27 protein-coding genes are annotated in these 26608 nt (G+C 70.5%); 22 read left to right on the top strand and 5 right to left on the bottom strand.

All coding sequences use genetic code 11. The features are described from left to right. The first annotated feature begins 8 nt into the window (after window positions 1-8). The 9 genes from Q7X29_RS25575 (at window position 9) to Q7X29_RS25535 (ending at window position 9075) form a co-directional block, all read left to right on the top strand. Window positions 9-716, top strand: a complete 708-nt coding sequence (locus tag Q7X29_RS25575) for a response regulator (protein ID WP_218719271.1) — start codon at window positions 9-11, stop codon at window positions 714-716. Between the two features lie 91 nt (window positions 717-807). Further along, on the top strand, window positions 808-1254 hold the full coding sequence (locus Q7X29_RS25570; protein WP_218719272.1) for an OsmC family protein: 447 nt from the start codon (window positions 808-810) through the stop codon (window positions 1252-1254). 70 nt (window positions 1255-1324) lie between these two features. Then, window positions 1325-1606, top strand: coding sequence for an acylphosphatase (locus Q7X29_RS25565; protein WP_218719273.1), 282 nt, complete (start codon window positions 1325-1327; stop codon window positions 1604-1606). Between the two features lie 208 nt (window positions 1607-1814). Continuing rightward, complete coding sequence (locus Q7X29_RS25560) at window positions 1815-2351, top strand: hypothetical protein (protein ID WP_218719290.1); 537 nt, start codon at window positions 1815-1817, stop codon at window positions 2349-2351. Further along, window positions 2351-3514 carry a glutathionylspermidine synthase family protein gene (locus Q7X29_RS25555; RefSeq protein ID WP_218719274.1) on the top strand — a complete coding sequence of 388 codons (1164 nt, stop codon included), beginning with the start codon at window positions 2351-2353 and terminating at the stop codon, window positions 3512-3514. The genes Q7X29_RS25560 and Q7X29_RS25555 overlap by 1 nt, the downstream gene beginning before the upstream one ends. A gap of 35 nt (window positions 3515-3549) precedes the next feature. Beyond that, window positions 3550-4005, top strand: a complete 456-nt coding sequence (locus Q7X29_RS25550) for a DUF350 domain-containing protein (RefSeq protein WP_218719275.1) — start codon at window positions 3550-3552, stop codon at window positions 4003-4005. An 85-nt stretch (window positions 4006-4090) separates the two neighbouring features. Further along, on the top strand, window positions 4091-4591 hold the full coding sequence (locus Q7X29_RS25545) for a DUF1707 SHOCT-like domain-containing protein (protein ID WP_316575585.1): 501 nt from the start codon (window positions 4091-4093) through the stop codon (window positions 4589-4591). Between the two features lie 153 nt (window positions 4592-4744). Next, window positions 4745-8371, top strand: coding sequence for a chromosome segregation protein SMC (gene smc, locus Q7X29_RS25540; protein WP_316575583.1), 3627 nt, complete (start codon window positions 4745-4747; stop codon window positions 8369-8371). Window positions 8372-8442: 71 nt separating this feature from the next. Continuing rightward, a complete protein-coding gene (locus Q7X29_RS25535; RefSeq protein ID WP_316575581.1) occupies window positions 8443-9075 on the top strand; it encodes an HAD family acid phosphatase in 633 nt (210 codons plus the stop codon). A 57-nt stretch (window positions 9076-9132) separates the two neighbouring features. Here the strand turns inward: Q7X29_RS25535 and Q7X29_RS25530 are convergent, their stop codons facing one another. Next, complete coding sequence (locus Q7X29_RS25530) at window positions 9133-10275, bottom strand: MFS transporter (RefSeq protein ID WP_316575580.1); 1143 nt, start codon at window positions 10273-10275, stop codon at window positions 9133-9135. Between the two features lie 404 nt (window positions 10276-10679). Beyond that, complete coding sequence (locus Q7X29_RS25525; RefSeq protein ID WP_316575579.1) at window positions 10680-11591, bottom strand: NmrA family NAD(P)-binding protein; 912 nt, start codon at window positions 11589-11591, stop codon at window positions 10680-10682. A gap of 112 nt (window positions 11592-11703) precedes the next feature. Here Q7X29_RS25525 and Q7X29_RS25520 point away from each other — a divergent pair, with 112 nt between their 5' ends. After that, window positions 11704-12468: a TetR/AcrR family transcriptional regulator gene (locus Q7X29_RS25520; protein ID WP_316575578.1), complete on the top strand. Its 765-nt coding sequence runs from the start codon at window positions 11704-11706 to the stop codon at window positions 12466-12468. Here the strand turns inward: Q7X29_RS25520 and Q7X29_RS25515 are convergent. Beyond that, window positions 12452-12841 (bottom strand): DUF2237 family protein, encoded by a 390-nt coding sequence (locus Q7X29_RS25515; RefSeq protein ID WP_019048221.1) that lies wholly within the window; start codon window positions 12839-12841, stop codon window positions 12452-12454. The genes Q7X29_RS25520 and Q7X29_RS25515 overlap by 17 nt on opposite strands. A gap of 155 nt (window positions 12842-12996) precedes the next feature. On the opposite strand from Q7X29_RS25515, the gene ftsY reads away from it, so the two are divergent. The 6 genes from ftsY (at window position 12997) to ffh (ending at window position 21061) form a co-directional block, all read left to right on the top strand. Continuing rightward, window positions 12997-14487: a signal recognition particle-docking protein FtsY gene (ftsY, locus tag Q7X29_RS25510; protein ID WP_316575577.1), complete on the top strand. Its 1491-nt coding sequence runs from the start codon at window positions 12997-12999 to the stop codon at window positions 14485-14487. A 292-nt stretch (window positions 14488-14779) separates the two neighbouring features. After that, window positions 14780-16126: an ammonium transporter gene (locus Q7X29_RS25505; protein ID WP_218716821.1), complete on the top strand. Its 1347-nt coding sequence runs from the start codon at window positions 14780-14782 to the stop codon at window positions 16124-16126. 5 nt (window positions 16127-16131) lie between these two features. Next, window positions 16132-16470, top strand: a complete 339-nt coding sequence (locus Q7X29_RS25500; protein WP_110036141.1) for a P-II family nitrogen regulator — start codon at window positions 16132-16134, stop codon at window positions 16468-16470. 83 nt (window positions 16471-16553) lie between these two features. Further along, window positions 16554-18995 (top strand): [protein-PII] uridylyltransferase, encoded by a 2442-nt coding sequence (locus tag Q7X29_RS25495; protein ID WP_218716822.1) that lies wholly within the window; start codon window positions 16554-16556, stop codon window positions 18993-18995. A gap of 133 nt (window positions 18996-19128) precedes the next feature. Next, a complete protein-coding gene (locus Q7X29_RS25490; RefSeq protein ID WP_308248378.1) occupies window positions 19129-19443 on the top strand; it encodes a hypothetical protein in 315 nt (104 codons plus the stop codon). Between the two features lie 55 nt (window positions 19444-19498). Continuing rightward, window positions 19499-21061, top strand: coding sequence for a signal recognition particle protein (ffh, locus tag Q7X29_RS25485; RefSeq protein WP_316575576.1), 1563 nt, complete (start codon window positions 19499-19501; stop codon window positions 21059-21061). A gap of 172 nt (window positions 21062-21233) precedes the next feature. On the opposite strand, the gene Q7X29_RS25480 is transcribed toward ffh, so the two are convergent. Next, the gene (locus Q7X29_RS25480) at window positions 21234-22025 is read right to left on the bottom strand and encodes a phosphatidylethanolamine N-methyltransferase family domain-containing protein (RefSeq protein WP_218716824.1); all 792 of its coding nucleotides are present in this window, start codon (window positions 22023-22025) and stop codon (window positions 21234-21236) included. A gap of 105 nt (window positions 22026-22130) precedes the next feature. Here Q7X29_RS25480 and Q7X29_RS25475 point away from each other — a divergent pair, with 105 nt between their 5' ends. The 6 genes from Q7X29_RS25475 (at window position 22131) to trmD (ending at window position 26232) form a co-directional block, all read left to right on the top strand. Then, window positions 22131-22946, top strand: coding sequence for a nuclear transport factor 2 family protein (locus Q7X29_RS25475; protein ID WP_316575575.1), 816 nt, complete (start codon window positions 22131-22133; stop codon window positions 22944-22946). 89 nt (window positions 22947-23035) lie between these two features. Continuing rightward, window positions 23036-24130 carry a metal-dependent hydrolase family protein gene (locus Q7X29_RS25470; protein ID WP_316575574.1) on the top strand — a complete coding sequence of 365 codons (1095 nt, stop codon included), beginning with the start codon at window positions 23036-23038 and terminating at the stop codon, window positions 24128-24130. A gap of 198 nt (window positions 24131-24328) precedes the next feature. Then, the gene (rpsP, locus tag Q7X29_RS25465; protein WP_218716827.1) at window positions 24329-24766 is read left to right on the top strand and encodes a 30S ribosomal protein S16; all 438 of its coding nucleotides are present in this window, start codon (window positions 24329-24331) and stop codon (window positions 24764-24766) included. Next, the gene (locus Q7X29_RS25460; RefSeq protein ID WP_019048210.1) at window positions 24766-25008 is read left to right on the top strand and encodes an RNA-binding protein; all 243 of its coding nucleotides are present in this window, start codon (window positions 24766-24768) and stop codon (window positions 25006-25008) included. Before rpsP ends, Q7X29_RS25460 begins: the two co-directional genes overlap by 1 nt. Then, complete coding sequence (gene rimM / locus Q7X29_RS25455) at window positions 25009-25533, top strand: ribosome maturation factor RimM (protein ID WP_218716828.1); 525 nt, start codon at window positions 25009-25011, stop codon at window positions 25531-25533. A gap of 3 nt (window positions 25534-25536) precedes the next feature. Next, a complete protein-coding gene (gene trmD, locus Q7X29_RS25450; RefSeq protein WP_218716829.1) occupies window positions 25537-26232 on the top strand; it encodes a tRNA (guanosine(37)-N1)-methyltransferase TrmD in 696 nt (231 codons plus the stop codon). Here the strand turns inward: trmD and Q7X29_RS25445 are convergent. Further along, window positions 26229-26597 (bottom strand): VOC family protein, encoded by a 369-nt coding sequence (locus Q7X29_RS25445; RefSeq protein ID WP_218716830.1) that lies wholly within the window; start codon window positions 26595-26597, stop codon window positions 26229-26231. The genes trmD and Q7X29_RS25445 overlap by 4 nt on opposite strands. Window positions 26598-26608 lie beyond the last annotated feature (11 nt).

Raw genomic sequence — 26608 nt, 5'->3', positions numbered from 1 at the left:
GAACGGTGATGACGGACAAGAACCAGGCTCCGGCCGCCACCAAGGTGCTGGTGGTCGACGACGAGCCGCAGATCGTGCGGGCCCTGCGGATCAACCTGTCGGTGCGCGGATACGAGGTCATCACCGCGGGCAACGGTGCCGCCGCGTTGCGCGCCGCCGCGGAACGGCAGCCCGACGTCGTGATCCTGGACCTGGGCCTGCCCGATATGGACGGCATCGAGGTGCTCGCCGGGTTGCGCGGCTGGACCTCGGCGCCGGTGCTGGTGCTCTCGGCGCGCACCGATTCCGCCGACAAGGTCGAAGCGCTCGACGCGGGCGCCGACGACTACGTCACCAAGCCGTTCGGCATGGACGAACTGCTGGCCCGGCTGCGCGCCGCGGTCCGGCGCGGGGCCACCGAGGTCGACACCGTCGATCCGGTGGTGGTCACCGACTCGTTCACCGTCGACCTGGTCGCCAAGAAGGTCACCAAGCGGGGCGCGCCGGTGCACCTGACGCCCACCGAGTGGGGCATGCTCGAGATGCTGGTGCGCAATCGCGGAAAACTGGTGGGGCGCAAGGAACTCCTGCGCGAGGTGTGGGGACCCGCCTACGCCACCGAGACCCACTACCTGCGGGTCTATCTCGCGCAGCTGCGCCGCAAACTCGAGGACGACCCGGCCAACCCCCGGCACCTGCTGACCGAGGCCGGCATGGGGTACCGCTTCCAGGAGTGACGCGTGCCCCGGGTCACGCGCCGGAATGCCGCCGCACGCGCAGGCGTTCCCAGGCGTGCATCGTCCCCGACGCGAATGGCAGGATCAAGGCATGGCTGAGCAGCAGAACGCACCTGTGACCACCGCACCGACCGAGCTGTGGGTCGAGCGCACCGGAACCAGGGCCTACACCGGACGCAGCAATCGGGGCGCGGAGGTCCTGATCGCCTCGCAGGGCGTCGAAGGCGCGTTCACCCCGGGCGAGCTGCTGAAGATCGCGCTGGCCGCCTGCACCGGTCTCAGCTCGGACCTGCCGCTCTCGCGCCGCCTCGGTGACGACTTCGACGCCACCATCCGCGTCTCCGGCGACGCCGACCGCGAGAACGAGCTGTACCCGCAGCTCGACGAGGTCCTGGAACTGGACCTGTCCGAGCTGGACGAAGCCGCGCGCGAGCGACTACTGGTCACTGTGCAGCGGGCCGTCGACAAGGTGTGCACCGTGGGCCGCACGCTCAAGGCGGGCACGAAGGTGACGTTGAACTTCGCCGTCGACGCATGAGCGGGCCGGCCCGGCGGCGGCAGCGCCGTGTCCCCACGCAGCGACCCCGATCACGCGCATCGGACGCGGCATGAGCGAGGCGCCGCAGCGGCTCAGCGCCTGGGTGCACGGGATGGTGCAGGGGGTGGGTTTCCGCTGGTGGACCCGCTCGCGCGCACTGGAACTCGGGCTCACCGGGTATGCCCGCAATCACCGCGACGGACGGGTGCACGTGGTCGCCGAAGGATCGCGATCGGCAGGCGCGACGCTGCTCGAGCTGCTACGGTCCGGCGATGCACCTGGCCGGGTCGACCTGGTTGTGGAAAGCTGGGAGCCCGCGCGGGGCGACATGACGGGATTCGAGGAGCGCTAGTGGTGACTTCGGGGGCTAGGGGGCGGCAGCGGTGAGCACACAGAACCCTGGTCCGCCCGATCAACCGCCCGCGGGTGGCTCCGGGCCCTCGCCCCACCAGCCGCCGGATCCCGGCGCGGGCTGGCCGCCGCCCGACCCCGGCGCGGGCTGGCCGCCGATGCCGCAGCAGCCGCCCGGACCGTCCGCCGATGCGCCGCGGCCCGGCCGGATGGCCAGGCAGGAACCCGGCCTCACTCAGCCCCGCCCGCCCACCGTCGGTGAGGCGCGCGCCCGGGACAAGGCGCGCAAGCAGGCCGAACAGGCCCAGCGTGCCGCCGCCGAGGCGGCGGAAGCCAAGCGGCGCACCAGGAAACGGGTGATGATCGGCGGCGTCGCCGTCGTCGGCGTCGCCGCGCTGGTCGGCGGTGGCTATCTGGCCTACCGGGCGATCGCGGCACCGGATCAGGTGACCGCCTCGTGCGTGCAGATCGATCAGAACGGCAACGAGATCGTCGTCCCCGACGACAACTGCGGCGACGGCAAGACCAACTTCCGCAGCGACACCAGCCACGGTGGCGCGGGCAGCCTGATCTTGCTCGGCTGGCCGCAGTACCGCTACCACTACGGCGGCACCTCCACCATCGGCAAGCCGCCCAGCGGCGGCAGCTCGGTGAAGCCGCGCAACGCCACCGTCACCACCAAGAGCGGCACCACGATCCAGCGTGGCGGGCTCGGCAGCAAGTCCACCGGCGGGAGCGGGTCCTAGTGCGGCGGGTGGCGAGTACGCCGCGTCCGGGCTGGCAGCAGATCATCGAGAGTCAAGGGCTGGTCTACGGCGCGCCCGGCCGCGATGCCAGCGGTCAGCCGCGTCCGTACTGGGACGAGTCGGTGCACTACGAGTTCTCGATGGACGAGATCCTCGCGCTGGAAGCCGATGTGGAGCTGTTGCAGTCGATGTGCCTGCACGCGGCCGAACACGTGGTCCTCACCGAGCGCTACGCCGATTTCGGGCTGCCCGAATGGAGCTGGGGGCCGATCGCCGAATCCTGGCGGCGCAGTGACCCCTACGTCTACGGACGCTTCGACCTGCGCTACGACGCGCGGCGACCGGCCAAGCTGCTCGAGTACAACGCCGATACCCCCACCTCGCTGCTCGAGGCCGCGATCATCCAGTGGCACTGGCTGCAGCAGGTGTACCCCGGTGGCGACCAGTGGAATTCGCTGCACGAGAAGCTGGTGGAGCGCTGGACCGCACTGCGCGGCGTGCTGCCGGGCACCGAGCTGCACTTCACCTGGTCGGGCGCCGACGCGACCGGCGAGGACAACGTGACCACCGCCTACATGCAGGAGACCGCCGCCGAGGCGGGCTTCGACACGGTCGCGCTGCCGATCGAGGAGGTCGGCTTCGACACCGAGCTGAACCGCTTCGTCGATCTGGCCGAGGCGCCGATCGAGGCGGTCTTCAAGCTGTACCCGTGGGAGTGGATCCTCGACGACGACTTCGGCAAGCGCGTGGTCGAGAGCCTGCCCGCCACCGCCTGGGTCGAGCCGCTGTGGACCACGCTGCTCAGCAACAAGGCATTGCTGGCCGTGCTCTGGGAGATGTATCCCGGACACCCGAACCTGTTGCCCGCCTACCTCGACAGCCCGCACGAGCTCACCGAGTACATCCGCAAACCCAAGCTCGGTCGCGAGGGCGCCAACATGACCATCGTCGGTCCCGGCATGGAGACCGCGACCGGCGGCGTCTACGGCGCCGAGGGCTTCGTCTACCAATTGCTCGATCCGCTCCCGGAATTCGACGGCATGCGCCCGGTGCTGGGCGCCTGGGTCGTCGGCGACACGGCGGCGGGTCTGGGCATCCGGGAGACGGCGGGCCTGATCACCGACGACGGCGCCGCCTTCGTCCCGCACCGCATCGTCGACTGACCCGTGACCACACAACACTGTTCGAAAGGACCACGATGACCGCCCTCGCCCTGGAATCGGGTTATTGGAGCGCGCTCGGTGAAGGCGTCGGCGCCATCATCCTGTACTGCCTCATCGGTCTCGCGCTGATGCTGATCGGCTTCTTCGCCATCGACCTGACCACGCCCGGCAAGCTGCGCGACCTGGTCGTGGCCGGCAAGCCGAACGCGCTGATCGTGTCCGCGGCGGGCATGGTCAGCATGGCCTTCATCGTCGTGTTCGCGGTGCTGGCCACCGGCGGGGTCAACAAGCTCTCCGAAGGGCTGATCGCCGCGGTCGTCTACGGCCTGGTCGGCATCATCGCGCAGGTGATCTCGGTGCGTGTGATCGAGAAGGTCACCGGCATCGACATCGGCCGTACCCTGCACGCCGACACCTACACCCCCGAGGTGCTGGTGGTCGCGGCCGCGCACTTCGCCCTGGGTCTGGTGGTGGCGTTCGCCATCCTGTGACCGTCGCCGCGGTTGACATCACACAGTGGAGGGTGGAGGCTGGGAACAGCTGTCCACTGTGGTTGGTGAACGAGAGGATGTCGGCATGGACATCACCCCAGGCACACGCGCGTCCGACGCCGAGCGCAACGCCATCGTCGCGCAGCTGAGCACCCATCTCGCCGACGGCAGGCTCGATCTCACCGAATACGACCAGCGCGTCGCCAAGGTCTACGCGACCGCCACGCGCGACGAACTCGCCGTCGTGCTGTCCGATCTGCCGCCGCTGACCGCGCAGCAGCAGGCCGCCGCGCCTGCCGCGCAGAAGGGTCCCCGAATCCCGGTCTGGCAGCGCATCGAGGCGGGCAGCTGGCTCGGCGTCAGCCTGATCGTGGTGGTCATCTGGGGTCTGATCTCGTTGAGCGCGGGCGAGCTCACCTACTTCTGGCCGATGTGGGTCATCGGCCCTTGGGGCGCGGTGCTGGTCTTCCGCGTCCTCACCGGCTGGGAAGCGTCCCCGGGCACCCAGACCCACCTGCGCCAGCTGCAGAAGCAGATGAAGCACGTCCAGCACATGGACCCGCACAACCCGGATCGCCCGCACTGACGCGGAGCGGCCGGTAGCGGCGGGTAAGCTCACGCGAGCACATGGGTAACTCGTCGGGCACGGGCTACCGCAACCCGATACCCGACCGCCAGCCGCGTGCGCCGTCCCTCTCGCGCTCGAGTCTGGCCTGAATCGCGGAGAGGCGGGCCAGCCTTGCATCTCAAGAGCTTGACGTTGAAGGGGTTCAAGTCCTTCGCGTCCGCGACCACGCTGCGCTTCGAACCGGGCATCACCTGCGTCGTCGGGCCGAACGGGTCCGGTAAGTCCAATGTCGTGGACGCCCTCACCTGGGTGATGGGTGAGCAGGGTGCCAAGGCGTTGCGGGGCGGCAAGATGCAGGACGTCATCTTCGCCGGGACCACCGGTCGCGCCGCGCTCGGGCGCGCCGAGGTGACGCTGACGATCGACAACTCCGACGGCGCGCTGCCGATCGACTACGCCGAGGTCTCGATCACCCGGCGGATGTTCCGCGACGGCGCGGGCGAGTACGAGATCAACGGCAGCAGCTGCCGGCTGATGGACGTGCAGGAACTGCTGTCGGACTCCGGTATCGGCCGCGAGATGCACGTCATCGTGGGCCAGGGCCAGCTCTCGGCGATCCTGGAGTCCCGCCCCGAGGACCGCCGCGCGTTCGTCGAAGAGGCCGCGGGCGTGCTCAAGCACCGGCGCCGCAAGGAGAAGGCGGTTCGCAAGCTCGACGCGATGCAAGCCAATCTCGCCCGCCTCACCGACCTCACCACCGAACTGCGCCGCCAGCTCAAGCCCCTCGGCAGGCAGGCCGAGGTGGCCCGGCGCGCGCAGACCGTGCAGGCCGACCTGCGCGATGCCCGGTTGCGGCTGGCCGCCGACGATCTGGTGACCCGGCGGGGCGAGCTGGAATCTCAGCTCAGCAAGGAGGCCTACGCCCGCGAGCAGCAGATCACCGTGCAGTCCGAGCTCGACGCCGCCAATGCCGCGCTCGCGCAGCAGGAGTTCCAGCTCTCGCGCCTGAGTCCCAGCGCCGAGGCCGCCGCGCAGACCTGGTTCCAACTGTCCGCGCTGGCCGAGCGGGTCAACGCCACCATCCGCATCGCCGGTGACCGGGCCAGGCACCTGCACACCGAGACGCCCGTCGGCACCGGCCGCGATCCCGACCAGCTCGAGGCCGAGGCCGACCGGATCGAGGCCGAGGAAGCCGAGCTGCGCTACGCGGTCGAGATGGCCACCGAAACGCTCGAGGCCGCCCGCGAGGCGCTCGCCGATCGCGAGTACGCGGCCAAGGCCGCCGAGCAGGCGCATCTGGCCGCCGTGCGCGCGATCGCCGACCGGCGCGAGGGGCTGGCCCGGCTCTCCGGCCAGGTCGAGAACCTGCGCACGAAGTCGCAATCGGTCGACGCCGAGATCGCCCGGCTGTCGGTCGCCATCGCCGACGCCCGCCATCGTGGCGAGGCCGCCCAGGTCGAATACGACTCGGTGCAGGACGAACTCGGCGAACTGGACGCCGGTGAGAAGGGCCTCGACGCCCAGCACGAGCACGCCGTCGCCGCCCTGGCGCTGGCCGACGAACGCGTGCGGGAACTGCGAGAACAGGACCGCGAGGCGAGCAAGCTGGTCGCCCGGCTCGGCGCCCGCATCGAAGCGCTCGGCATGAACCTGGCCCGCAAGGACGGCGCGGCCTGGCTGCTCGAACACGGGGTCGGCGGCCTCGGTGACCGGCTCTCGGCGCAGCTGCGGGTCGATAGCGGTTTCGAAGCCGCGGTCGCCGCGCTGCTGGGCCCGCTCGCCGACGCGATCACCGCCGAGACCCCCACCGCGGCCGACGCCGCCGTGCGCGAACTGCGCTCCGGCGACGGCGGCCGGGTCGCCTTCGTCTTCGCCACCGCCGGGCTGGTGCCCTCCGAACGCGGCAGCCTGCCGACGGGGGCGCGCTGGCTCGCCGAGGTCGTCGACGGCGCCGAGCCGGTGCGGCCCGCGCTGGCGGCGCTCACCGCGGGCGTGGTGGTCGTCGACGATCTGGCGACCGCCACCGAACTCGTCGCGCTGCGCCCGGAACTGCGGGTGGTCACCCGCGACGGCGATCTGGCCGGCGCGGGCTGGATCGTCGGCGGTTCGGAGCGGATGCCGAGCCAGCTCGAGGTCCAGGCCGAGATCGACACCGCCACCGCCGAATTGGTGGCCGCGCAGCGCCGGGCGGAGGAACTGGAAGCCGCACTGGCCGGGGCGCTGGCCGAGCAGACCGACCGCAAGGACGCCGCCGATCACGCGCTGATGGCGCTGCACGAATCCGATCAGGCGCTGCTGGCGATCTACGACCGGCTGGCCCGCGTCGGCCAGACCGCGCGCTCGGCGCAGACCGAGGGGGAGCGGCTGGCGACCCAGCGCGCCGACGCCGAGGCCGCGCGGGAGAAGTCGCTGGCCTCCCTCGCCGAGCTCGAGGACCGCCTGCGCCACGCCGAGATGGAACACGACGGCGGCGACGACAGCTACGGCGCCGCGGGCACCGAGACCGCGGGCCGGGAACGCGAAGAGGCCGCGGCCGCGCTCGCCGAAGCACGCACCATGGAGGTCGAGGCCAGGTTGGCGGTGCGCACCGCCGAGGAACGCGCGGAATCGGTACGCGGCAAGGCGGATTCGCTGCGCCGGGCCGCCCGCGCCGAACGCGAGGCCAGGGCGCGCGCCGAACGCGCGCAGGCCGCGCGCCGCCAGGCCGCCGCCGTGGCCGCCGCGGTCGCGGAGTCGGGGGCCGAGATCGCGCGCGAGCTCGAGCAGGTCGTGGCCGCCGCCGCGGCCCGGCGCGACGAGCTGGTCCGGCGTCGCGGCGAATGCGCCGCCGCGCTCGAACAGGTGAAGGAGCGGTCGCGGGCGCTGACCACCCAGCTGGCCCAGCTCACCGACGCCGTGCACCGCGACGAGGTCGCCAAGGCCCAGGCGGCCCTGCGCATCGAACAGCTCGAGACGACCATCTCCGAGCAGTTCGGCATCGCGCTGGCCGATCTCGTGGCCGAGTACGGACCCGATGTCGCGCTGCCGCCCTCGGCGCTGGAATTGCAGGAGTACGAGGCCGCCAAGGAGCGGGGCGAGCAGGTCAGCGCGCCGCAGCCGATGCCCTACGATCGGGCCACCCAGGAGCGCCGCGCCAAACGCGCCGAGAAGGACCTCAGCACCCTGGGCAAGGTGAACCCGCTGGCACTGGAGGAGTTCGCGGCGCTCGAGGAGCGCTACACCTTCCTCGCCACTCAGCTCGAGGACGTCAAGAACGCGCGCAAGGACCTGCTCGACGTGGTCGCCGAGGTCGACGCGCGCATCCTGCAGGTGTTCACCGAGGCCTACGCCGACGTGGAGCGGGAGTTCGTCGGCGTCTTCGCCAAGCTGTTCCCCGGCGGCGAGGGCAGGCTGGTGCTCACCGATCCCTCCGACATGCTCACCACCGGCATCGAGGTGGAGGCCAGGCCGCCGGGCAAGAAGGTCAAGCGCCTGTCGCTGCTCTCCGGCGGCGAGAAGTCGCTGACGGCGGTCGCGTTGCTGGTCAGCATCTTCCGGGCCAGGCCGTCGCCGTTCTATGTGATGGACGAGGTCGAGGCGGCGCTCGACGACACCAATCTGCGCAGGCTCATCGGCCTGTTCGAGCAGTTGCGGGAGAAGAGCCAGCTGATCGTCATCACCCACCAGAAGCCGACCATGGAGATCGCCGACGCGCTCTACGGCGTCAGCATGCGCGGTGACGGCATCACCCAGGTGATCTCGCAGCGGTTGAACCGCGCCGAGGTGACCGATACCGATCCGGTGGGCGCGCCGGCGTAGCTGTCCCACTGTCCGGGATGGTGAATTGGCAACACATTTCACCGATGGTGGCCGCTGTTAGCGTGCGACGGATGAAACGTGTTACAGCATCGCTGGTCGCCGGTATCGCGGCCGCGCTCCTCGCCCCACTGCCCGTGGCCGGCGCCGACACCGGTTCGTCGTCGCTGTCCGGCGGCGGCTCGTCGTCGTTGTCGGGCAACAAGTCCGAGCTGCCGCCGTACGCGCAGTGGATCGGTGAGATCACACCCGTCGTGGCCGAGGCGAAGACCTATCTCGCCGGCCGGCTGCCCGGCGCGACCAAGCCCGCGATCGTCTTCGACATCGACAACACGACGCTCGAGACCTCCTACAACACGGGGCTGATCATCCCGGCGATCCAGCCGGTGCTCGGCCTGGCCACCTGGGCGAAGCAGAACGGTGCCGCGATCATCTTCGTCACCGGCAGGCCCGCGCTGGTCAACGCCTATTCGCAGGCGAACCTGAGCTCGGTGGGCTACCCGGTCGACGGGCTGTACGGCAGCGCGCCGACCACGCTGTCGGCGGGCAATGCCGGACTGGCCGAGTGCAAGACCGCGAGCCGGGCCGATATCGAGAGCAAGGGCTACACGATCGTCGCCAATATCGGCAACAGCCCGTCGGACCTGTCCGGTGGGCACGCCGAGCGCACCTTCAAGTTCCCGGATTACAACGGCGCGCTGAACTGATCCGCGCGCGACGGCGCCGGGGAGACCGGCATTCGCTCGGCGCCGTGGCGGGGCTTCTCACGGTGCGACCGGAGTCGAGTCGCGGGGGGCGATCGCGACGAGGATCGCCGCGACCCCGATGGCGAGTGCCGCGATCGTGGCGGTCGCGGTCCAGCCGAACCACTCGACCGCGGCCGCGCCGAAGGCGGTGCCGAGGCTGCCGCCCACGAAATACACCATCATGTACGCGCTGTTGAAGCGCGCGGGCGAGGCCGGGTCGATGGCGAGCACGGTGCTCTGATTCGCGACCTGGGCGGCGAAGAGGCCGGCGTCGAACAGCGCGAGGCAGACCAGCGTCACCACGGTGCCGGTCAGGCTGGTGCCCAGGACGATCGCGGCGACACCGGCCAGGGCGAGACCGATCAGCAGGACCCGCCGGGGGCCGACGCGATCGGTCCATCCGCCCGCGATCCGCGTCGCCGCGATGCCCGACAGCCCTGCCAGGGCGTACAGGCCGATCTGTTCCGCCGAATACGAGAACGGCGGCTCGGACAGCGCGACCGCGAGTCCGCTCCACACCGCGCAGAACGCGAAGAACCACAGCGCGCCGCGGATCGACGCGGTCCGCAGTGTGTCGTCGCGTGCCATCAGGCGGGGGAGGGAACGCAGCGTCCGGAGGTAGCCGCGATCGCTGGTGCCCCGCTCGGTCGGCAGCACGGCCAGGCAGCCGAGCGCGACGCACCCGCAGGCGGCCGCGAACGTCAGTTGCATCGCACGCCAGCCGATCTCGTCGGCGAGCCACCCGCCGACGATGCGCCCGGCCAGGATGCCTGCCGAGATCCCCGCGGTCACGATGCCGAGGATCGTCGCGCGCCGATCCGGTGACGCGAGCCGTCCCGCCACCGAACTGAGCGCGGCGCCCACCGCCGAACACGCCCCGACCACGCCGATCACCACGCCCAGCTGCCACGGTCGGCCGACCGTCGCGCTCATCGCCAATGCCGCGGCGAGCACCGCGAACTGGACCGCGAGCAGCCGCGCGGGCGAGAACCGGTCGACCAGCGGGACCAGCAGCCCGAGCCCTACCAGATACCCGACCGGCCCGCACGCCAGCGCGGTCCCCACGACCGCGATCCCCGCGCCCACCGAGTCCGCGACATCCGCGATCGCGGGTTGCAGCGGATACAGCGCCGAGGTCCCCAGCGCGGCAGCCGATGACATGAACAACACGACAGAGCCACGCAGCGGAGTTCTCGGCCTCGTGGCGACAGGTTCAGCATGCACAACGACCGACGGTAGGAAGCCGCCGAACCGGTCGCTGGCGGGATAACGACGTCACCGTCACGACCCGCCGACCAGGTGTGGTGATGCGGTGAGACCCGACAGACCACCCTCCACTGCGCCGCATCGCCCGAGCGTGCCGGAGCCTGAACCGTGCGCAGAGAGCCCGCTCGAGCCACCGGGAGCCGCGCGGTATCGGCCTGCCACCGCCCGGCGTGACAAGGCTCGGCGGGCCTGGTCAGGTGACCGGCACCCTGGCCGGAATCCGCGCTGTGCTGCCGGGGCTACGCCGCGTGGCTGCGCGCTGTTGCCTGGTCGCACGGCTGCGGCGGGCGACGCGGTGGTCAGGCGGTCGGGGCGGGCTCGTCGAGCTCGGCCGATATTTTCGCCGCTCCGCCCGTGGCCAGCCATTCCCGCAGGGTTGTGAGGCCCGGGTACAGCGCGCGCAGGGCGGGGAGGTCGGCGTGCCAGCCGCCGGTTTCGCGGATCAATCGCCAGGTGTTGCCCAGTTGGGGGCCGATCGCCTCGGCCTCGGATTCGTCGATCTCGCGGTAGTGGATCGCCCGGCCGGTGGCCTCGGCGATGGCCGCGGCGGCCGCGACCGGGGTGATCGCCTCGCTCGCCAGCTCCAGGGTCCGGCCGTGCCAGTCGGCCGGAGCGGCGAAGGCCAGCGCGGCGAAGGCGGCGATGTCGGCCAGGGCGACCATCTGGAGCGGCTGATCGGCGGGGAACAGGTGGCGGTGTTCCCCGCCCGCCCTGATGCCGTCGACCGGCGATCCCCGCAGGAGGTAGTTCTCCATGAACCGCACCGGGCGCAGCACGGTGTAGCGCAGGCCGGACGCGGCGACCGCGTCCTCGATCCGGCGTTTGCCCTCCTGGCCCCACGAGTCGGCCGAGCCGAGCGCGGCCACGCCGGTGAACACGATCTGGTCGGTGCCCGCGGCGCGCGCGGCATCGACCATGGCGACACCACGGCGGCCCTCATCGCCCGCGTTCCAGCCGCTCGGGCCGTAATCGACTGGGGGAACGAGGAATACGGCCCGGACCCCGGTGGCGGCCGCCCGCATCGAGGCGGGATCGTCGAAATCGCCGATCGCCAGCTCGGCGCCGGCCTCGGCCAGGGCGCGGGCCGCCGGCGCGGCGGGATCGCGGACGAGGGCGCGCACCGGGTGTCCGTCGGCCAGCAGTTTCCCGGCGGTGGCGCCGCCCTGCTTGCCGGTCGCGCCGGTGATCAGAACGGGCAGTGCTGAAGTCATTGCGGATGAGCTCCGTTTCGTTCCTTATAATCGGGTCGGTCGACCCGTATTCCGGACGGTACGGGCGGGTCGACACGGTTGACCAGGTGTGGTGCAGGGAAGGCGTAACGAAATGTCCGTCGACAACGGCGCGGAACCGGCCATCCGGGCCGACGCCCGGCGTAACCGGGCCCTCGTGCTGGCCGCCGCGCAGCGCGCGCTCGCCGAACGCGGCACCACCGTCTCGCTGGCAGAGGTCGCCCGCCGGGCCGGCGTCGGCGCGGGCACCGTTCACCGGCACTTCCCGACCAAGACCGATCTCCTGGAGGCGGTGATGCAGCAGCGGGTCGACCGGCTCGCCGCGCTGGCCGCCGAGCATCTGGCCGATCCCGACCCCGGCGCGGCCTTCTTCGCGCTGTGCACCCACGTCATCGTGACGACGCCGGGCAACAAGGACCTCTGTGACCTGGTGCAATCCGACGACGGCTGGCCACGAGCCCTGCTTCGCGGCGCGGGTAACCGCTTTCATCGGGCGCTGGGCGCCCTGCTCGCCGCCGCCCAACGGCAGGGCACCGTTCGCGCCGATGTCGGCGTCGCCGACGTGCTCGACATCTTCACCGGCTGCGTGGCGATCCAACGGCATCGGCGCGCGGGCGAGCCGCTCGCGCCCGCTGTCGTGCTCGTCCTCGACGCCCTGCGCGCCCGCCCGGCGGGCGTCACGGAACCGGCGCCGTCAGGCCGTGACGAAACGCGTCCGGGTGACGAAACTCCGCGCTGTCCCGTGTGCGCCGCACCGGTGCGCCGATCGGCCACCGGCAGGCCCGCCCGCTACTGTTCGGCAGCCTGCCGGCAGAAGGCGCACCGCAGGCGCCACCCCGTGCCTACAGCAGATCGCTGACGTCGTCCGGCACGTCCACGGCGTATTTGCGGAGGATGTCCATGGAGATGACCTCCAGGGCGTTCTCGTGCGTCGCGGCCAGCACCACCGGTGCGGCGACGCCGTCCTCGTGCGCGTGCAACCAGCGCACCGCCACCACACACCAGCGGTCGCCCGGCTGCAGGCCGGGGAAGTTGTTCTCCGGACGCGGAGTGCTGAGGTCGTTGCCGATGGATGCCTGATGCTCCAGGAATTCCGCCGTCACGACCGTGCACACGGTGTGGCTGCCGAGATCCTCCGGACCGGTGCTGCAGCAGCCGTCCCGGTAGAAGCCCGTGAGAGGATCGGTGCCGCACTCTTCCAGCGGCCCCCCAAGCACGTTTCGATCGGTCACGTCGCCGATCCTATGGGGCGAGCGCCAGAAGTTCCGCAGGACAACGAATCTGTAGTGTTTCCCCGGCGTGCCGATGCGCTCCGTCCCTCGTCACCGACCCGCCGCGCCGACGCCGCCGACGTGCCGCGATCCGCCTCCCGAATAGACTCTGCCGGGTGAGTTCGCAAGCGTGGATCCTGATCGCCGCGATCGCCGCCGTGCTGTTGGTGGCGCTCGTCGCGGGTTTCGTCCTGTACAAGCGGCGCCAGATCTCCCTGGCACCGCCCGAGCCGGACAAGGAGTTGACGGACCGGTCCGGTGGGTACACCGCGTCCGGCGGATTCAGTTTCAGTCAGGGTGGGTCGGCGCCCACGCTGCCACGACCCGAACCGGTGGGGGAGCGCACCGACGACGAGGGGCAGCCGCACGTCGGCGACGACGCCGCCGTCCCGCGCGACGCCCCCCGCCGCGGCATCACCGACGTCCCGCTGCCCGAGGCCGATGTCCAGGCCGCCGAGACCGTGGTCGTCCCGGACGACCTGAGCTCCCTGGACACCGCCGCGACCGAGACCGCGCCCACCGAGACCGCGCCCACCGACACCGTCCCCGTCGAGACGGCACCGGCCGAGACCGAACCCACCCCGGCCGAGACCGCGCCCGCCGAACCTGTCGCCGAGGCCCCCGCCCCGACCGCGCCCGCCGAGGTCGACGCGGTCGCCGCCGCGATCGAGGAGATCGACCCCACCTCCGGCCGGCTCGAGCGCCTGCGCGGCAGGCTGTCCCGTTCGCAGAACGCGGTCGGCAAGAGCCTGCTCGGTCTGCTCGGCGGTGGTGACCTCGACGAGGACTCGTGGGAGGAGGTCGAGGACACCCTGGTGCTGGCCGATATCGGCACCGCGAGCACCGCGAAGATCGTCGAGCGCCTGCGCGAGGAGATGGCCGCGCGCAGCGTGCGCACACCGGAGCAGGCCCGCGCCACCCTGCGTGACGTGCTGATCGAGGCGCTGCGCCCCGAGCTGGACCGGTCCATTCACGCGTTGCCGCACGCCGACCATCCGGCGATCCTGCTGGTCGTCGGCGTCAACGGCACCGGCAAGACCACCACCACCGGCAAGCTGGCCCGGGTGCTCGTCGCCGACGGCCGCCGGGTGCTGCTCGGCGCCGCCGACACCTTCCGCGCCGCCGCCGCCGATCAGCTACAGACCTGGGGCGAGCGCGTCGGCGCCGAGACCGTGCGTGGCAAGGAGGCCGCCGACCCGGCCGCCGTCGCCTTCGACGCGGTCACCGCCGGCATCGATCGCGGGGTCGACGCGGTCCTGATCGATACCGCGGGTCGCTTGCACACCAAGACCGGCCTGATGGACGAGCTGGGCAAGGTCAAGCGCGTCGTGGAGAAGAAGGCCGAGGTCGACGAGGTCCTGCTGGTGCTCGACTCGACCGTCGGCCAGAACGGCCTGATGCAGGCGCGGGTCTTCGCCGATGTCGTCGACATCACCGGCGTCGTGCTGACCAAGCTGGACGGCACCGCCAAGGGCGGCATCGTGTTCCAGGTGCAGCACGAGCTGGGCGTGCCGGTGAAGCTCGTCGGTCTGGGCGAGGGCGCCGACGATCTGGCGCCGTTCGAGCCCGGTGCCTTCGTCGACGCCCTGCTCGGCAGCGCCGCGTAGTCAGCCGGCGATGCCCGCCCGATCCAGCGATCGGGCGGGCATCGCTGTTTTTCAGGGGAAACGCCGTGCCCGCCTCCCCGCGCGAACGCCGGGCGAACCGCACACTCGTACCGGTCTCACCGTGAGGCGACAAGTGGTGGCCAACCGCACGAAACGTGGAAGCAACACAACCGCGCTATCCGTTCACTCAGGTGAAACACCACAGCTCAACGGATGAAACACCGAGTGGCGACCCTTCTGTACAGGTCCTTTTGCCGTCATCGGCAGGGCCCGAGATGAGGAGGAACACAAGGTGGCATTTCCCGTAATCGGCGCACCCGATGCCGGTGACACTGCATGGTTGCTGACCGCGTCAGCACTCGTGCTGCTGATGACGCCGGGCTTGGCGTTTTTCTACGGCGGTATGGTCCGTGGCAAGAACGTGCTGAACATGATCATGATGAGCATCTCCGCGATGGGTCTGGTGACCATCCTGTGGTGTCTCTACGGCTTCTCAGTGGCATTCGGCGAAGACAAGGGCAACTTCTTCGGTGACCCGCTCCAGTACTTCGGCCTGAAGGGCGTGTTCGGCGGCCAGTACCTGGCCACCACCGACCCGGCGACGCCGGCGGGGATCCCGCTCGCGGGCACCATCCCGCTGTCGGTCTTCGTCGCCTTCCAGCTCATGTTCGCGATCATCACGGTCGCCCTCATCTCGGGCGCGGTCGCCGACCGCCTGAAGTTCGGTTCGTGGCTCGTCTTTGCCGGAATTTGGGCCACCATCGTCTACTTCCCCGTCGCGCACTGGGTCTTCGCCTTCGACGGCATCACCGCCGAGAACGGCGGCTGGATCGCGACCAACCTCAAGGCGATCGACTTCGCCGGTGGTACCGCGGTGCACATCAACGCCGGTGCGGCCGGTCTGGTCCTGTGCCTGATCCTCGGTAAGCGCAAGGGCTGGCCGAAGTCCCCGTTCCGTCCGCACAACCTGCCGTTCGTCATGCTCGGCGCCGGTCTGCTGTGGTTCGGCTGGTACGGCTTCAACGCAGGTTCGGCGGTGGGCTCCAACGGTATCGCCGGTGCCACCTTCCTCACCACCACCATCGCCACCGCGGCCGCGATGCTCGCCTGGCTGCTGGTGGAGAAGATCCGTGACGGTCACCCGACCTCCCTCGGCGCGGCCTCGGGCATCGTCGCCGGTCTGGTCGCGATCACCCCGGCCTGTTCCTCGGTGAACGTCGTCGGCGCGCTGGCCATCGGTGTCGTCTCCGGCGCGCTGTGCGCCCTGGCCGTCGGCCTGAAGTTCCGCTTCGGCTTCGACGACTCGCTCGACGTCGTCGGCGTCCACCTGGTCGGTGGTCTGGTCGGCACCCTGATGGTCGGCCTGGTCGCCACGGCCGAAGCTCCCGCAGCTGTCGAGGGTCTGTTCTACGGTGGTGGAGTCGAGCAGTTGAAGCTGCAGGCTGTCGGTGCCTTCACCGTCCTGGCCTACTCGCTGGTCGTGACGGCCGTGATCGCGTACGCGATCAAGTTCACCATCGGCCTGCGCGCGAGCGAGGAGTCCGAGGCGGCGGGCCTGGACGAGTCCGAGCACGCGGAAACCGCTTACGATTTCGCTGCTGTGGGTGGCACGGCACGCTCGCTCGTCAAGGAGGCATGACGAACATGAAACTGGTTACGGCAATCGTCAAACCGTTCACGCTCGAAGACGTGAAGACCGGGCTGGAGCAGGCAGGCGTGCTCGGCATGACCGTCAGCGAAGTCCAGGGATACGGCCGGCAGAAGGGCCACACCGAGGTCTACCGCGGTGCGGAGTACTCGGTGGACTTCGTTCCGAAGGTTCGTGTCGAGGTCGTCGTCGACGACGCGTCGGTCGAGAAGGTCGTCGAGGTGATCGTCGAGGCCTCGCGCACCGGGAAGATCGGTGACGGCAAGGTGTGGGTGACCCCGGTGGACACCATCATCCGGGTCCGCACCGGCGAACGCGGAAGCGACGCTCTGTAATTCGGTAGCGACGCACGGTTGTAAACGATCGAGCGGCGGCCCCGCTCCCACCGGTACGACCCGGTCGGGGCGGGGCCGCCCGCATGAATGGCGGTGGGACTGTGGCACAACAGAACGGCGGTATTCAGAACAACGGGGCGGCCGACCTGGTCAAGGCCAGAGCACAGCTGCTCGACGGGGCGGGGCCCCGAAATCCCCGGCTCGATCCGGAATCGCTGCGCGCGGCCCTGGTCGACCTGTTCGAACTGTGGCTCACCAGCAAGGGCAACGAACTGGGCATCACCGCCGACAGCGGCCTGGCCGTCGTCGCGGTCGGCGGCCTCGGCCGTCGCGAGATGCTGCCGTTCTCCGATCTGGATCTGGTGCTGCTGCACGACGACGTCGACCCGGCCGTGGTGTCGGAGGTCGCCGATCAGCTCTGGTATCCGCTGTGGGACGCCCACATCAAGCTCGATCACAGTGTCCGCACCGTGCCGCAGGCGCTGCGGGTGGCCGCCGACGACATGGTCGCCGCGCTCGGCCTGCTCGAGGCCCGCCACATCGTCGGTGACGAGGACCTGTCCAATCTGCTCATCGGCGGAGTGCGCCGGGAGTGGCGGACCGGCATCCGGTCCCGCTTCGACGAACTGATCGCCCAGACCACCGCGCGCTGGCAGCGCAGCGGCGAGATCGCCCACCGCGCCGAGCCCGACCTCAAGAACGGCCGGGGCGGCCTGCGCGATATCCAGCTGCTCGACGCGCTGGCCATCGCCCAGCTGACCGACGCCATGCCGGGGCTGGGCCCCGAGGTCCCCGGCGGCGGCCTGAAGCAGGCCCATCGCAGGCTGCTCGACGTGCGCACCGAACTGCACCGCGTCGCCGGTCGCGCCCGCGACCAGCTGCGCGCCCAGGACGCCGACGAGATCGGCGCCGCGCTACGCATCGGCGATCGGTTCGATCTGGCCCGCACGCTGAGCGATTCGGCCCGCACGGTGAGCTACTCGACCGATGTCGGCCTGCGCACCGCGGCCAACGCGCTGCCGCGCCGCGGCCTGGCCAGGCTGCGCCGGATGCCGGTGCGCCGACCACTCGATGAGGGGGTGGTCGAGCATTCCGGCGAGGTGGTGCTGGCCAGGGACGCGCGGCCACAGCGCGATCCCGGCCTGATCCTGCGGGTCGCCGCCGCCTCGGCGCAGACCGGGCTGCCGATGTCGGCGACCACGCTCAACCGGCTCTCCGAGGACGCGCCGGAACTGCGCGAGCCGTGGCCCAAGGACGCGCTCAACGACCTGCTGGTCCTGCTCGGCGCCGGCCGCGGCAGCATCGACGCGGTCGAGGCGCTGGATCGAACCGGCCTGTGGGGCAGGCTGTTCCCCGAGTGGGGCGCGGTCCGTGACCTGCCGCCGCGCGACGCCCTGCACACCTGGACCGTCGACCGGCACCTGATGGAGACCGTCGCCTACGCGGGCGCGCTCAGCACCAGGGTGGCCCGGCCGGATCTGCTCGCGCTCGGCGCGCTGCTGCACGACATCGGCAAGGGCCGGGCGGGTGATCACAGCGTCGTCGGCGCCGAACTGGCCACCCACATCGGCCGCAGGCTCGGCCTGTGGCCCTCGGACGTGCGCACGCTCAGCGCGATCGTGCGCCACCATCTGCTGCTGCCCGACACCGCGACCCGGCGTGACCTGGCCGATCCGGAGACCGTCCGGTTCGTCGCCGACGCGCTCGGCGGTGACGTCGGTCTGCTCGAACTGCTGCACGCGCTCGCCGAGGCCGACTCGATGGCCACCGGCCCCGGTGTCTGGGGTGACTGGAAGGCCTCGCTCATCGGTGACCTGGTGCGGCGCTGCAAGCTGGTGATGGCGGGGGAGCCGCTGCCGCAGCCGGAACCGATCGACCCGGAGCTGCTGGAGAAGGCGCGGGCGGGCGGCGTGCACGTCACCCTCACGCCGGGCGAGGGCAAGCACACCTACCTGGTGAACGTCATCGCGCCCGACGAGCCCGGCCTGCTCTCCGACGCCGCGGGTGTGCTGGCCCTGCACTCGCTGCGGGTGCTGTCGGCCTCGCTCGGCAGCGCGGGGGAGTCGGCGATCAACACCTTCGTGGTGACGCCGAAGTTCGGTGACCCACCGGACGCGGGCCTGCTGCGCCAGGAGCTGATCCGGGCCACCACCGGCGCGCTGAACCTGCCCGAGGTGCTCGCCAAGCGCGAGGCCGAGGCGGTCGGCGCCGGACCGGGCCGCTATGCCCGCGCTCAGCCGCGGATGATCTGGTCGGCCACCAGCACGCCGGGACTGGTGATTCTCGAACTGCGCGCCGAAGACCGGGTGGGCCTGCTCAGCAGGTTGGCGGGCACCTTCGCCACGGCCGGGGTGAATGTCCGCTGGGCCAAGGTCGTCACGATGGGGTCGGCCGTGGTCGACGCCTTCTGTCTCGATCTGGGTGACGCCGACAGCCCGCAGCTGCGTGACCGCATCGAGAAGGCGGTCCTGGACGTGGTGCCGCTCCCGGCGCCCCCGCCGCCCGCGGAGGCGAGCGCCGACTGAGACAGTCAGGACACGGTTTCACCACCGATTGCTATCAGGTTGCCCGTCAACGGTCGGCGTTGCCCGATCAGTCGAGATCAGACCTATAGCATTCGAGAGGTCTGGCTGTCACTCGTTCGAGGGGAGCAGATCCGTGGCTATCGAAGTCGTTTCCGCATCGATGATGACCAGTGACGCGACCACGCATATCGCGCGTTGCGTCGGCGGTGACCTGTGGGTGGTTTCGTGGCTACCGGGGCGCACACTCACCGGCGCCCAGGCCCTGGCGGCGATGACCATCGCCTCCACGACCGCCCGGCACGTCGACAGTCCCGATGCCGAGTGGGCGCGGATCGAGGCGCTCTCGCGTGAACTGGGTCTCACCGGGCGGGAGGCGGTGTACCTGGTGAACATCGAAAACCACGAATTGCGGCGCACCGCGCCACCGCACGTGCGGCACCGGGAATAACACCCATTACCCTGGGAGGGCAATAGACGTCCCTTTCAGATCAGGAGCGCGATCGGTGTTCGAATCCCTGTCCGACCGGCTTACCGGTGCACTGCAGGATCTGCGCGGTAAGGGGCGTCTGTCACCGGCCGACATCGACGCCACGGCGCGCGAGATCCGCCTCGCCCTCCTGGAAGCCGACGTCGCGCTGCCCGTGGTGCGCGGCTTCATCGCCAACGTCAAGGAGCGCGCCAAGGGCGCCGAGGTCTCCGCGGCGCTGAACCCGGCGCAGCAGGTCGTCAAGATCGTCAACGAGGAGCTCGTCGGCATCCTCGGCGGGGAGACCCGCAGGCTCAATCTCGCCAAGAATCCGCCGACGGTCATCATGCTGGCCGGCTTGCAGGGTGCCGGTAAGACCACCCTCGCCGGCAAGCTCGCCAAATGGCTCAAGGGCCAGGGTCATCAGCCGCTGCTGGTCGCCTGTGACCTCCAGCGTCCCGGCGCGGTCACCCAGCTGCAGGTCGTCGGTGAGCGCGCGGGCGTGCCCGTGTTCGCCCCGCATCCCGGCACCTCCGTGGGCGGCGGCGAGAACCCGCTCGGCATCTCCGCGGCCGACCCGGTCGACGTCGCCCGCGCCGGTGTCGAGGAGGCCAAGGCCAAGCAGCACGACGTGGTCATCGTCGACACCGCGGGCCGTCTCGGTATCGACGCCGAGCTGATGCGCCAGGCGGCGGGCATCCGCGACGCCGTGCAGCCCGACGAGACCCTGTTCGTGCTCGACGCGATGATCGGTCAGGACGCGGTCAGCACCGCCGAGGCGTTCCGCGACGGTGTCGGCTTCACCGGTGTCGTGCTCACCAAGCTCGACGGCGACGCGCGCGGTGGTGCCGCGCTGTCGGTCCGCAACGTGACCGGTTCGCCGATCATGTTCGCCTCCACCGGTGAGAAGCTCGAGGACTTCGACGTCTTCCACCCGGACCGGATGGCCTCGCGCATTCTCGGCATGGGTGACGTGCTCACCCTGATCGAGCAGGCCGAGCAGGTCTACGACGCCCAGCAGGCCGAGGAGACCGCCCGCAAGATCGGCAGCGGCGAGCTCACCCTCGAGGACTTCCTCGATCAAATGCTGGCCATCCGCAAGATGGGCCCGATCGGCAACCTGCTCGGCATGCTGCCGGGCGCCAGTCAGATGAAGGACGTGCTCGCCCAGGTCGACGACAAGCAGCTCGACCGCGTGCAGGCCATCATCCGCGGCATGACCCCCGCCGAGCGCGACAACCCGAAGATCATCAACGCCTCCCGCCGCCTGCGCATCGCCAACGGCTCGGGCGTGCAGGTCTCCGAGGTCAACCAGCTCGTCGACCGCTTCTTCGAGGCCAAGAAGATGATGGCCATGATGGGCCGTCAGATGGGCCTGCCCGGCGCGCGCCGCGGCAACAACAAGAAGGGCAAGAAGGGCAAGAAGGGTGGTCGCGGCCCGACCCCGCCGAAGATGCGCGGTGGTTTCCCCGGTATGCCCGCCGGGATGCCCGGTCTGCCGCCGGGCATGGACCTGTCGCAGATGCCGCCCGGCCTGGACCAGCTGCCGCCCGGTCTGGAAGGTATCGACCTGTCGCAGCTGAAGTTCCCCAAGAACTGAGCTGTGCAATTCGAGCGCTGGTGCGCTCGAGTCGCGGCCCCTTCTGTCCCGCCGATCAGCGGCAGTTGCTTGCTCCTTCGTCGCTTGCGCAACTGCCGCTGATCGGCGGGACGGCCGCGACCGCCGCTGCGCGGCGAACCCTCCTCGAGGTCGGGTTGTGCGGGGCGAGTTGTCAGATCACGCCGGGGATCAGGGCTTTGCGGGTCGGGGGGTAGTCGACGAACTTCTCCCGGTACCAGCGGTGCGTCGCGAAGGCGCGCGGCACCAGGTTGCCCGCGGTGATCAGGAAGATGGCCACGCCGGCCAGCGACCAGGTGAGTAGCGCGAACCCGGCCCAGGCGATCAGTTCGCCCAGGTAGGCCGGGCTGCTGACGAAACGGAAGCCGCCGCCGTGCGGGATGCGGTACTCGGCGGCGCCGGGGTTGTTCTTGTCGCGCAGGTTGCGCACGATCGCCTCCGACCGGACCAGCAGGCCGAAGCCGCACAGGTACACCACGAGCCCGATCAGGAAGCGCGGGTCGGTGAGCCAGGCGGTGCCGTACTGGTTCTTGTAGTCGTGGCTGAAGAACGCGCCGTTGAGGTAGCCGTGCAACGCGGTGACGAACACCCCGGCCGCGACCACCGAGAAGTTGAAGCTGCTCTTCTTGCCCGGCACCTGCCGGATGGAGAGCGGGAAGAACCAGCCGCGATTGCCGTAGTGCAGCAGCCAGATCGCCGCCAGCACCAGCGGCACCGGCTCGAAACGGTCGGGCCCGCCGAGATAGAACACCGCGAACACCACCGTCGCGGGCAGTTCCATCAGCCACCAGCCGAGCTTGGGGTTGAGATTGAAGCCGATCGAGGTCGAGGCGAAACGGCCGTAGGGACTCTGCGCGAACAGTCCGCCCACGATCACGAACGCGGCGAAGGCGAAGGCGATGGCCAGCACCGTGTCGTAGGTGGCGTTCCCGGTGTACCAGTCCATCGAGATTCCTTTGTCCAACAGAGCGCCGGGCACGATCGCCGACGCAAAACTAGAACACGTTCTATCATGGATCGGGCAGGGGCAGCGCGACTATGGAGGACCTACATGCCGTTGGATCGGACCGCGGAAGACCTGCTGGCGGCCGTGCAGGCCTCACCGCGCACGGTGGCCGCGCACGACAAGGACGCCTGGGTCGGCCTGTTCGTCGACAACGCCGCGGTGCACGATCCGTACGGCGCGCGCGAACACATCGGCCGCGAGGCGATCTCGCGGTTCTACAACGTCTTCATCGCGCCGAACACCATCGCCTTCCGGGTCGAGCGCGACCTGGTCGCCGGGCGCACGGTGGTGCGCGACCTGCACATCGAGACCACCATGTCGACCGGCGCCACCGTCACCGTGCCCATGCACCTGCGCTATGACCTGATCGAGTCGGCCGACGGCTGGCGGATCGCGCGCCTGGCCGCGCACTGGGAGCTGGCGGTGATGATCCGGCGGCTGCTGGCCACCGGCCCGGCCGGGGTGCTGGCCGGGACCAAGCTCGGTCCGCAACTGGTCTCCGAGCTGGGCGTCGGCGGCGCGATGGGCATGCTGCGCGGCCTGCGCGGCGTGGGCGCGACGGGCAAGCGCGTCGTCGGCAGGCTGTTCGGCGCCGCCGCCGCGGGCGACCCGGCGGGCGTGCGGGACCTGCTCGGGGCCAGGGCGGCGGTGGAACTGCCTGCCGGGCGGCCGGTCGACGCGGCCGGGTTCGCCGAGTTCGCGCGAGACATCCGGTGGGACAAGATGATCGCCGCCGGGCGCACGGTCAGCGCGAGTGTGCGGATCGGCACCGCGCAGGGGGTGGCCTTCGTCGACTTCGCGGCCGACGAGCCGCGGATCGTCGCGGTGACGGTCTTCCTCGACGAACCGCTCGGCCGCTAGTTCACCGGCAGCGGGCTCGCGCCCGAGGCGAGTGCCTCGGCCGCCCCCGAGCGGTAGGTTGGGGGCCAGGCCGACGTCTGGAGGTTCGTGTGCATCTGCGTGGTGTGGTTCTCCCCGGGGGCGAGGAGCGCGACCTGTGGGTCGTCGACGGGTCCGTCACCTTCGAGCCGGTGGCCGGGGCCGAAACCCTGTGCCGCACCGGCTGGATCGTGCCCGGCCTGGTCGACGCCCACTGTCACGTCGGCATCCGCTACGGCGGCGGCGACGAGACCCGCGAGGGCGCGATCGACCAGGCCGAGACCGAGCGCGACGCCGGTGCGCTGCTGCTGCGCGACGCGGGCTCGCCGATCGACACCCGCTTCATCGACGAGCACGCCGAGCTCCCGCGCATCATCCGCGCGGGCCGCCACATCGCCCGCCCCAAGCGCTACATCCGCGAACTGGGCATCGAGCTCGACGACGAACGCGACCTGCCGGAGATCGTCGCCGAGCAGGCCCGCTTCGGCGACGGCTGGGTCAAGATCGTGGGTGACTGGATCGACCGCTCCGTCGGCGACCTGCGCCCGCTGTGGAGCGACGACATCCTGAAGCAGGCGATCGACGCCGCCCACGCCAACGGCGCCCGCGTCACCGCCCACGTCTTCGGTGAGGACGCTCTGCCCGGCCTGATCAACGCGGGCATCGACTGCCTCGAGCACGGCACCGGCATCACCGACGACACCATCGAGCTGATGCTCGCCCACGGCACCGCCCTGGTCCCCACCCTGATCAATATCGACACCTTCCCCGGCATCGCCGACAGCGCGGGCAAGTTTCCCGTCTACGCCGCCCACATGCGCGACCTGCACCGCCGTGTCCGCGACACGGTCGGCAACGCCCACGAGGCGGGGGTGCCCATCTACGCGGGCACCGACGCGGGCGGTTCCATCCGCCACGGCCGCATCGCCGACGAGATCGCCGCCCTGGGCGGTGCGGGTCTGTCGCCCCACGAGGCCCTGGGCGCCGCGTCCTGGAACGCCCGCGCCTGGCTGGGTCGCCCCGGCATCGAGGAAGGCGCTCCCGCCGACTTCGTCGTCTACTCCGACGACCCCCGCACCACTCCGGCCGCGCTCACCGACCCCGACTGGGTCGTCCTGCGCGGTCTGGTCGTCAAAACCCCGAACCCGGTGACCGGCCACCGCTGACCGGTGGCGGGAACGGCCGATTTCGAGCGGGGTGGGCCGGTCTGGCACAATGAACAACCGTCCTTCCTGGACAGTGTCAGCCCGTCTCCGGTCACGTACCGCGCGGCGGTCACGCACTTCATGCGCGAAACCGGACCCGCAGACCATGCGGGTCGCCGAATCGCGTGGTGACCAAACTACTGAAAGAGGCAGATCAGCATGGCTGTTCGCATCAAGCTCACCCGCCTGGGCAAGATCCGCAACCCGCAGTACCGCGTGGTTGTCGCCGACGCCCGTACCCGTCGTGACGGCCGGGCCATCGAGGCCATCGGCAAGTACCACCCGAAGGAAGAGCCTTCGCTGATCGAGATCGATGCCGATCGCGTCGCGTACTGGCTGTCCGTCGGCGCGCAGCCGACCGAGTCCGTGCAGCGTCTGCTGGAGATCACCGGCGACTGGCAGAAGTTCAAGGGCCTGCCGGGCACCGAGGGCACCCTCAAGGTGAAGGCCGCCAAGCCGTCCAAGCTGGACCTGTTCAACGCCGCGCTGGCCGCCGCCGACAACGAGCCCGTCGCCGAGGCCGTCACCCCCAAGAAGAAGGCCGCCAAGAAGGACGAGGAGGCCGCCGAGGCCCCCGCCGCTGAGGCTGCCGAGTAATGACTGCCGTTGTTGCCGATGCCGTCGAACATCTGGTTCGTGGCATCGTCGCCAACCCCGATGACGTCCGCGTCGAGCTGATCACCGGCCGGCGCGGGCGCACCGTCGAGGTGCACGTCCACCCCGAGGACCTCGGTAAGGTGATCGGACGCGGTGGTCGTACCGCGACCGCGCTGCGCACCCTGGTCGCCGGCATCGGTGGCCGTGGTATCCGGGTCGACGTGGTCGACACCGACGCCTAGATGGAACTCGTCGTAGGTAGGGTCGCCAAGTCGCACGGCGTGCGCGGCGAACTCGTCGTCGAGGTGCGCACCGACGAGCCGGAACTCCGGTTCGCCCCCGGTGCCACCCTGCACGGCCGGATGCCGAAATCCGCGGCGACCCGCGACTACACCGTGAAGTCGGCCCGAGAGCACTCGGGCCGGCTTCTGGTCTTCGTCGACGGCGTCGCCGACCGCACCGCGGCCGACGCGCTGCGCGGCATGCTCTTCGTCGTCGACAGCGAATCGCTGCCCCCGTCCGAGGACGAGGACGCCTTCTACGACCACGAGCTCGAGGGCCTGCGGGTCGAGCTCACCGACGGCACCGTCGTCGGCGAGGTCACCGAAGTGCTGCATTCGGCCGCGGGCGAACTGCTGTCGGTGCGCGCCGCCGACGACGGCCGCGAGATTCTCATTCCCTTCGTCACCGCCATCGTGCCGACCGTGTCGATCGCCGATGGACTGGTGGTCATCGATCCGCCCGAGGGCCTGCTCGATCCGGAGTAATTCGTGCAACTCGACGTCGTCACGATCTTCCCGGAGTACCTCGAGCCGCTGCGTACCGCGCTGCTCGGCAAGGCCGTCGACAAGGGCCTGATCTCGATCGGTGTGCACGACCTGCGTGACTGGACGCACGACGTGCACAAGTCGGTCGACGATTCGCCCTACGGCGGCGGTCCCGGCATGGTCATGAAGCCCACCGTCTGGGGTGACGCGCTGGACGCGGTCTGCCCCGACGACGCCCTGCTCGTCGTGCCCACGCCCGCGGGCGTGCCGTTCACCCAGGCCACCGCGCAGCGCTGGTCCACCGAGCGCCACCTCGTCTTCGCGTGTGGCCGCTACGAGGGCATCGACCAGCGCGTCTTCGACGACGCCGCCCGTCGCGTGCGCGTCGAGGAGGTGAGCATCGGCGACTACGTGCTCATCGGCGGCGAGGCGGCCGTGCTGGTGATGACCGAGGCCGTGGTGCGCTTGATCCCCGGCGTGCTCGGCAATCAGCAGTCCCACCAGGAGGATTCGTTCTCCGACGGACTGCTCGAGGGTCCCAGCTACACCCGCCCGGTGTCCTGGCGCGGCCTGGACGTGCCGCCGATCCTGCTCTCCGGCGATCACGCCAAGGTGGCCGCCTGGCGGCACGAGCAGGCGCTGGAACGCACCCGCGACCGCAGGCCGGATCTGCTCCCGGAGCCGGAACTCCCGCGCTAGGCGGGCACCACCCGGGTGGTGATACAGAACGGGTGCCCCGCCGGGTCGAGCAAGACACGCCAGCGCGGATCCTGTTGCACCGGAGCTGGTTTGGCGCCTATCGCCATCGCGTGCTGTTCGCACAGATCCAGGTCGGCATCGGCGGCCAGCTCCAGCTGCACGGCGGCGCTGCCCGGCCACTGCGGCGGATAGTAGTCCTCGACCCGTTGCGCGGCGACCGTCAGTCCCGAGGGGAGCCGGATTCCGACGCTGTGGACGTCGTTCCACAGCACGCGGCCACCGAGCAGCCCGAGATAGAAGCGGGCGAGGGTTTCGGGGTCGTCACAGTCCAGCGAGACGCCGGCCAATTGGAAAGGCTCCGTCATCGGACCGACGC

This window comes from Nocardia canadensis (assembly GCF_032656385.1).
GTDB lineage: Bacteria > Actinomycetota > Actinomycetes > Mycobacteriales > Mycobacteriaceae > Nocardia > Nocardia canadensis.
This window is presented reverse-complemented; position numbering and strand designations above follow the sequence as displayed.

Excerpts from the sequence above, each read along its gene's own strand:
- Q7X29_RS25575 (WP_218719271.1), top strand. The coding sequence starts at position 9 with ATGACGGACAAGAACCAGGCTCCGGCCGCCACCAAGGTGCTGGTGGTC.
- Q7X29_RS25570 (WP_218719272.1), top strand. The coding sequence starts at position 808 with ATGGCTGAGCAGCAGAACGCACCTGTGACCACCGCACCGACCGAGCTG.
- Q7X29_RS25565 (WP_218719273.1), top strand. The coding sequence starts at position 1,325 with ATGAGCGAGGCGCCGCAGCGGCTCAGCGCCTGGGTGCACGGGATGGTG.
- Q7X29_RS25560 (WP_218719290.1), top strand. The coding sequence starts at position 1,815 with ATGGCCAGGCAGGAACCCGGCCTCACTCAGCCCCGCCCGCCCACCGTC.
- Q7X29_RS25550 (WP_218719275.1), top strand. The coding sequence starts at position 3,550 with ATGACCGCCCTCGCCCTGGAATCGGGTTATTGGAGCGCGCTCGGTGAA.
- Q7X29_RS25545 (WP_316575585.1), top strand. The coding sequence starts at position 4,091 with ATGGACATCACCCCAGGCACACGCGCGTCCGACGCCGAGCGCAACGCC.
- Q7X29_RS25535 (WP_316575581.1), top strand. The coding sequence starts at position 8,443 with ATGAAACGTGTTACAGCATCGCTGGTCGCCGGTATCGCGGCCGCGCTC.
- Q7X29_RS25530 (WP_316575580.1), bottom strand. The coding sequence starts at position 10,275 with ATGTCATCGGCTGCCGCGCTGGGGACCTCGGCGCTGTATCCGCTGCAA.
- Q7X29_RS25525 (WP_316575579.1), bottom strand. The coding sequence starts at position 11,591 with ATGACTTCAGCACTGCCCGTTCTGATCACCGGCGCGACCGGCAAGCAG.
- Q7X29_RS25520 (WP_316575578.1), top strand. The coding sequence starts at position 11,704 with ATGTCCGTCGACAACGGCGCGGAACCGGCCATCCGGGCCGACGCCCGG.
- Q7X29_RS25500 (WP_110036141.1), top strand. The coding sequence starts at position 16,132 with ATGAAACTGGTTACGGCAATCGTCAAACCGTTCACGCTCGAAGACGTG.
- Q7X29_RS25495 (WP_218716822.1), top strand. The coding sequence starts at position 16,554 with ATGAATGGCGGTGGGACTGTGGCACAACAGAACGGCGGTATTCAGAAC.
- Q7X29_RS25480 (WP_218716824.1), bottom strand. The coding sequence starts at position 22,025 with ATGGACTGGTACACCGGGAACGCCACCTACGACACGGTGCTGGCCATC.
- Q7X29_RS25475 (WP_316575575.1), top strand. The coding sequence starts at position 22,131 with ATGCCGTTGGATCGGACCGCGGAAGACCTGCTGGCGGCCGTGCAGGCC.
- rpsP (WP_218716827.1), top strand. The coding sequence starts at position 24,329 with ATGGCTGTTCGCATCAAGCTCACCCGCCTGGGCAAGATCCGCAACCCG.
- Q7X29_RS25460 (WP_019048210.1), top strand. The coding sequence starts at position 24,766 with ATGACTGCCGTTGTTGCCGATGCCGTCGAACATCTGGTTCGTGGCATC.
- rimM (WP_218716828.1), top strand. The coding sequence starts at position 25,009 with ATGGAACTCGTCGTAGGTAGGGTCGCCAAGTCGCACGGCGTGCGCGGC.
- Q7X29_RS25445 (WP_218716830.1), bottom strand. The coding sequence starts at position 26,597 with ATGACGGAGCCTTTCCAATTGGCCGGCGTCTCGCTGGACTGTGACGAC.